Genomic DNA, 6,775 nt, shown 5'->3' with positions numbered 1-6,775 from the left:
GTAGAATCAGAATTAGATGAAGTGCGGGATAAATTTCGCCATTATCCCGATGAAGATATTAAAAATCTGCAATCTCGCTTAGATGCGATCGAGGATTCCCTAAAAGATTTACGCTTGGAACAGGGCAGCAATAAAAATCAACTAGATATCTATGAAAAAGAGTTAGAATCCCTGCAAAAACAGGTACAGAAACAGCAACAAAAAGAGGAAAAATATAATTTAGGACAACGACGTATTTTAGCGACTCAAGAGGCAATTAATCGCATTAGTGAGGTAAGACAGAGATTAGAAAATCAGTTTCGTTTGTCCTTAGAAAAACGGGTACAGGAAATCTTTAGCTCAATTTCTTTTACTCCCTATATTCCCCGTATTAGTCCCGATTACGAGGTAAGATTATTAGAAAATACGACAGGATTCGCTATTCCCGTGGCAGCTTCTACTGGAGAAAATCAGATTCTTAGTTTATCTTTTATCGGGGGAATTATCGATCGAGTGCGAGAATGGAGTCAGAAAAATACTTTGATGGGAATTGATAGCAGCACTTTTCCTCTGGTGATGGATTCCCCTTTTGGTAGTCTTGATCATATCTATCGTCGGCAAGTTGCGATCGCTATTCCTCAATTAGCCAATCAGTTAATTGTTTTAGTGACAAAAACTCAATGGAGAGGAGAAGTAGAAACCGAGATTTCTCCCTATATTGGTAGAGAATATGTGTTAGTTTATAATTCTCCGAAAGCAGATTGTCAAGAGGATTTAATTAATCTTCATGGTGTTAATTATTCTCTGGTGAAACGCAGTCCTAATAATTTTGAATATACGGAAATTATCGAAGTTAATCGATTTTCCTCCTGACTGCTAAATGGCTGCATCTCACCTTTGCAGAAATACCGACAACCAGCAATTATCAGTGAATCTTAAATTGGTACAAAAATATGAACAATCGCGTGTAAGCATCTCACCGAAAAGCTAATGCGCGAGGGGTTTGGGGACGGCGCTTGCGTCCCCAACGGGGGGTTTGGGGGGTAGAACCCCCCAAAGGCTTGGATTGAGTGATAAAATCGGAAGTAATGACCAATTTTAGAAGACAGTTTCCCTTTAAAAATACCCAACTCAGTAGATTTACAAAAATCAGATACACCCTGGTTATAATAACTAAATTTTAACTTCTAATAAAACGATCAATTGCTGTGTTCATTACCCCAACACGACTGGATAATTCCACAAGTTCCGTGGTGACAATATTATAATCCCCTAAATATTTCTGGAGATTAGTTCCCTCTTTCTGATGGCCAATTTCTACTAACCTTTCCTCTCGCAATTCTTGCAAATGATCGAGGATGTTTTCTAAAGTATCTTCGAGGGGAGGTAAGGGAAGAGGAGGATTATTTGCTTGCAAAGCTTCGGTTAATTGCGTCAAAGCTTGGGTTATTTCTTGCGTGAACAGACTTAGATTAGGATGGGGAGGACTACCGCGATATTGTTCCAATTCCGTCAATAAAACTGTCACCCCGCGACCAAAACGAGGAATATAATTACTTAAAGTGATTGCCGGTTCCATTTGTGGAAAGGGTGTGCTAGGATCGTCAATTAATCTTTGTAGGGCTGTTTGCATAGTTGTATTTGCTCGTCGAGCTTTATTGCGATGGGAAGATAAAATTACAGTTTGATAGGATGATTCTCCTAAATAAACTGCCATAACTGACTGAAAAAATACTTGATTAGCTTCTAATGCTTTAATGGCAGCGAGGGAAAAACGTTCATCTTCATTAAACCTTAAAAAACCGAAGGAAAGTACAAAGGCTAAAGCACTACCGATTAAAGTATAAACTATTCTGATATACTCTAAATTAATGCCGTCATTGCTGGCATCCAGACGACTGATGATTAAAGCAAAAATTGTGATAAAAAATACGGCCAAACTATAGTGAAATCGCACCAAAGATAAAGCGATCGCTATAGAAATTACTCCAATAATTTCTAACCAGATCGGATTATCTATAACTGGCAACAGTGCCAAAACAAAAAACGAGCCTAAAATCGTGCCAAACACCCGATTAAAAAAGCGTTGAAAAGTCAGGCTAAAATCTGGTTTTAACACAATAACTAAGGTTAAACCAATCCAAAAACTATGGGTAATTCCTAGCTTATTGTAAATCAAAACTCCTAGCGCACTTCCCAAACCCAAGCGTAAACCATGACGAAATAGGGGCGATTCTAGATTAAAATTAGATTTTAATGGTTCCCACCAAGCTTTTTCTTGACCGTACTCTTTTTCTATCCCTTCAAAGTTCCGCTGCCAGGGATTTTTTTTATCTGAAAATTCCTCGCTTTGCCGCAAATGTTGCGCTGTTTCACTGGCTATTTTTAGCTGTTTAGATAATTTTTTTAAACGATTATTTAATTGCGAAATTGCCACATAACTGCTATAATCATCTTGGGCATTTTCTAAAACTTTAGCTTGCAGGTTTTTTTGTTGCTCGATCGCCTTGAGTAATAGCTGCAAGCGCTCACAATCCGGTTGTTTATTTCTACCCAAAATTAACCAGGCAATATCTTCGCTAATTTCCGCCACTTGCACGAGAATATCTTCTAATAAAATACCCACCGTGGTCAGTTGTGGCAAGGGATGAAGATGAAGCAATTCTCGCAGCGCGATTAAGCTGGTATTAATGCGATCGCTATCTTCGATCAAGACAATTAACAATTCCCGCAGCTCACTCTTTCCCCAACGTCCCCGACGCGTCAAGGTGACAGTTTTCCTAGAACGGAGCAACAGTTGCCGGATTTTATCAAAATATGGCTCCTCATCAGCATTAGAACGAGAGTGTAAGGGCAAAGAGCGGAGATAGGTGGCGATACCATGAAAATTTTCCGCCGTTACCTGACGTAAAGGCTGATTAGGGCGAAAAGGCCAGATAAACAGGGCCAAAAAAATTGTCCATCCCCCTCCCAACACAGCAATTCCGGCCCGTTGTAAAGCGACGATAATATCCCCCGATGGCAAAGAAACAGCAAAAAGCAGCAATAAACTAATTACTACCCCAGCTAACGCCCCATTTTCCCCGTAAACTGTCAAATAACCCGCTAGAAACAACCCGCAAAAAACTATCACCACGGTCAATCCTAGCCAAGTACTGGCTAATGTGCCGATAATCAAAGCTAGAGCCATCCCGATAGTCGTAGCGACTAGGGTTTTCGCTCTCAGGCAGTAAAGTCCCCCCACATCGGCTAAAATCAAGGTTTGAGCCGCTAAACCGACCATTAACCCCAATTCTGACTGATCTAAAATATCACCGATAATAATCGGTACCGCGAGCGCCAATAAAGTCCGAATCCCCCGCTCGATCTCGATATCGCCACTAGGACGCAATAAAAAAGCAAATCGCTGAAGTAGCATATAGCACTTATCTTAATGGTGAGGTATGAGGTTTTCGTTTTCGGGAGTCAGTATTCTCCGAGTCACCTGATTAGGTAACGATTTCTCTCCTGTCTCCTGACTCCTAACTCCTTAATTCTGCCGTATTAGGGCAGCCAACGGGGTTTAAAACCGGCGTTGAGTTCTTGAGGTAAAATTTTCGGGGTGCTATTGGGACTGAATTGATCCGGGAGTGGTAATAACCAGAGACGACCATCGGCAATGCTCGATCCCTCCCCAGTGACTAGATCATTTCCGACTCCAAAGGGTATGGTTACTAACTGATCAAATAATAAGGCCACGCCATCGGGAGACATACTCATCTGCACGTCACGATAATTAGGTAAAGCCAGCAGGGGGATCATTTTACCCGTTTCTAGCTCAATAATCGCTAAAAATGGTTCTTCTTTCACCTTGCCATCGCTGCCCATAACCAGATCGCTTTTCAGACAGTAAAGGGTTTTTTCCTGTCGCGGTTCAAATTCACAGCTAATAATCGGATTAGCTGTTCTTAATAGTAGTCTTGACTCTCCCTGATCGTTGAGCAAAAATAGCGATCGCTGATTATCCGGTTCCGATTTTACCATCAGTTTTTGGCGACCATCCCGGGAAAAAGCGAGTATTTTCTCGTAGGTGGGCAAAAATTGCGGTTTTCCCGCTTGGACATCCAAAGGAATCACCGCTACCCCTCCCGTTTGACTGACAACCGCTTTTTTACCGTCGGGAGATAGTAAAAAATTATCCGCTTGTATTCCTAACGGTCGCGATTGTCCATCATCCCTGATTACCCATAAACTGGCATCCCCCGGATTCCCATGATTAATTCTCTGCACGATTAGGGTTTTGCCGTTATCTGAGAGATTAAAGCGAAGATTTTGATAGGTTTTCGCATCTAAAAACCTTTCTATACGACCACTGGGCAAATTTTGACCATGTTCGTCATGATTTAAACCCGTGGTAATTGTATAAAGTTGCTGTTTCGGGGTATCCCGTCCTAAGTCAGAGCGATCGAAGGCCGAAAATAAAATTCTCTCCCCCCTCGGATACATTTGAAAATCCGTGACCACCAGATCCGCAGGGGTAAGGATGGTTTTTTTCAGTTCTGTGACGTTATTTGCCCCCTGAATGATATTACAGACGATTAAACGGCCTCTTTCCTCTTGGTTGACTCCAATATAGGCAAAAGCTCGATCGTGGCTGTAAAATTCGCCGATAAAGTCCTCACCTTGGGCAATAGGTAACTTTACTTGATATTTCTTGCCGTAGATGGGCAATTCCGTCAAGGTATAGGTCAAGCGATCGCCAGACCAGCTAATTTTACCCGGCAAGGGAGGAGCGATCACCAGGCCGGTTTCTATGTCGGAACGGTCAATCGGTCGATTAAAACTTAAAGTAAAATAATTGTCCCTAACGCCGATTTTTCGCCCTTGCCAGCTAAAATTCTCCCCTCGGGTAGGAACTTGATTTCCTTGTATCAAAATCGACGATATCGCGGCAATTAAGGCCAAAATAGTCGCTAACACTAAGCGATCGAACCAAGCTAATCTTTTCATCAGTTATCAGTTATCAGGAGTCAGTTATCAGTAGTCGGTCGTCGGTCGTCAGGAGATTGCTTTTATTTATTCTCCCATCTCCCCCCTCTACAATAATTACTCCCAACCAGAAACACCTTGGCTGCATATCATACTTTGTGCTTTTTGTCAAAAAAACTTTTTTTTTGCAACAAAACTACATAAAAAAAAGATCATCGTTGTGGGTGAAATTGACTGATTTACCCGTTTTAATTAGGATCACCTTCTAGGTGTGGCGAGGGTTTTAACCATTGCTGCCCAAAAAAGCACAGAACAGCCCACTGTGAAATTTTATCAAATCGCTGTAACCATCACAACATCGTTGTTAAATAATAATCTTTCTCAATTAATTCTTAAGGATTTATAAATATTGCGGAATGTTAATTTAAATATTCTCAAGTTTTTACGGTCAATAAATAATTTTTACTTATCTTTGTCCAAAATTGGGTTAGAAGTCAGGAGTCAGGAGTCAGGAGATTATTTTTATTTATTATCCCCACACCCCACACCCCACTCCCCACACCCCACACCCCACACCCCACACCCCACACCCCACACCCCACACCCCACACCCTACTTTCTTATCAGCTTTAGTAATGATTGTCATCGGTTTTTTCAATCGAATAAATAAAAACGCCCCCAAAAAGGAAGCGTTTTTTAACTTATCATGAGGACTTAGCAAAATGTGTGCAGAGTTAGAACGCGGATGTTGGATGGGGATCCAGCATCTGTTTATTTTTAACCATTGATCGCCGCTGCCGTCAAGGCCATGGGGATAGCATCACCGGAAGCTAAATCGAGGGGGAAGTTATGAGCGTTGCGTTCGTGCATTACCTAAAATGTCGGATGAATGCCCCCGCTACATTTTTCGACAAGATACTCAGCAAAATTAACGGCAAATGAAATCCGACCAGAATATTAGCAACGGAGCATCGGTTTAATTCCACCATCTGTGGGTAAACTGTGTTATGATTAATTTAACCAATGGTCGAGGATTGTTAGATGCTAGTCGTAGAAGCAAAGCTAAAAAACGGAACACCAGAACAATACCAAAGACTTGATGAAGCTATTAAAACTTCTCAGTTTGTGCGTAACTCTTGTGTTCGTTATTGGATGGATCATAAGGGTACAACCCGCAATGATCTCCAAAAACTTTGTGCGGTACTAGCTAATAATAAAGGGACACCTTGGGTTAATAAATTAAACTCTCAAGCTCGTCAATCGGCTGCTGATAGAGCCTGGCAATCAATTACTAGGTTTTACCATAATTGTCATGCTAAGATACCGGGGAAAAAGGGTTTTCCTCGGTTCAAAAAGCATAGCCGTTCGGTTGAGTATAAACTAACGGGTTACAAACTATCAGATGATCGACGTAAAATTAAATTTACCGATGGCTTTAAAGCAGGAGAATTTGATTTATGGTGTAGTCAAAAAACCTTAGTTTATTATTCAGAGCAACAGATTAAACGAGTAAGAGTTGTTAGACGTGCTGACGGTAAACCAACGCGACAAATAACAGGAATTGACTTAGGGTTAAAGGAATTTTATACCGATGCTCAAGGTAATACTGTAGAGAATCCACGTTATTTAATAAAGTCAGAAAAACGACTTAAAAAAGCACAACGACGATTATCAAAACTATTTCGTCAAGGAAAGAAACAGTCTAACAACTATCACAAGCAACGGATAAAAGTAGCTAAACTTCATCTTAAAGTGTCAAGACAACGTAAAGACAAAGCAATTAAAGACGCTTTGGCGTTAGTCCAGTCTAATGATCTGGTAGTTTATG

3 protein-coding genes and 2 pseudogenes are annotated in these 6,775 nt (G+C 41.0%); 2 read left to right on the top strand and 3 right to left on the bottom strand.

Annotation, left to right across the window (positions count from 1 at the left end; all coding sequences use genetic code 11):
* Window positions 1–852, top strand: a pseudogene (locus tag PX484_RS03665) (AAA family ATPase); the annotation flags it as partial.
* A 307-nt stretch (window positions 853–1,159) separates the two neighbouring features.
* Here PX484_RS03665 and PX484_RS03660 read toward each other — a convergent pair.
* The 3 genes and pseudogenes from PX484_RS03660 to PX484_RS03650 all read right to left on the bottom strand — a co-directional run.
* On the bottom strand, window positions 1,160–3,397 hold the full coding sequence (locus tag PX484_RS03660) for an FUSC family protein (RefSeq protein WP_002801630.1): 2,238 nt from the start codon (window positions 3,395–3,397) through the stop codon (window positions 1,160–1,162).
* Between the two features lie 125 nt (window positions 3,398–3,522).
* Window positions 3,523–4,968 (bottom strand): Ig-like domain-containing domain, encoded by a 1,446-nt coding sequence (locus tag PX484_RS03655; protein WP_287767923.1) that lies wholly within the window; start codon window positions 4,966–4,968, stop codon window positions 3,523–3,525.
* A 756-nt stretch (window positions 4,969–5,724) separates the two neighbouring features.
* Window positions 5,725–5,820: pseudogene (locus tag PX484_RS03650) on the bottom strand (photosystem II protein D); the annotation flags it as partial.
* Window positions 5,821–5,988: 168 nt separating this feature from the next.
* Here PX484_RS03650 and PX484_RS03645 point away from each other — a divergent pair.
* Window positions 5,989–6,775 (top strand): RNA-guided endonuclease InsQ/TnpB family protein (locus PX484_RS03645; RefSeq protein ID WP_288102892.1); only part of this gene is annotated, 787 nt, incomplete at its 3' end.

This window comes from Microcystis sp. M49636_WE2 (assembly GCF_030065375.1).
Classification (GTDB): domain Bacteria; phylum Cyanobacteriota; class Cyanobacteriia; order Cyanobacteriales; family Microcystaceae; genus Microcystis; species Microcystis aeruginosa_C.
Note: the sequence above shows the minus strand (reverse complement) of the source record. Positions and strands in the feature narration are given on the sequence as shown.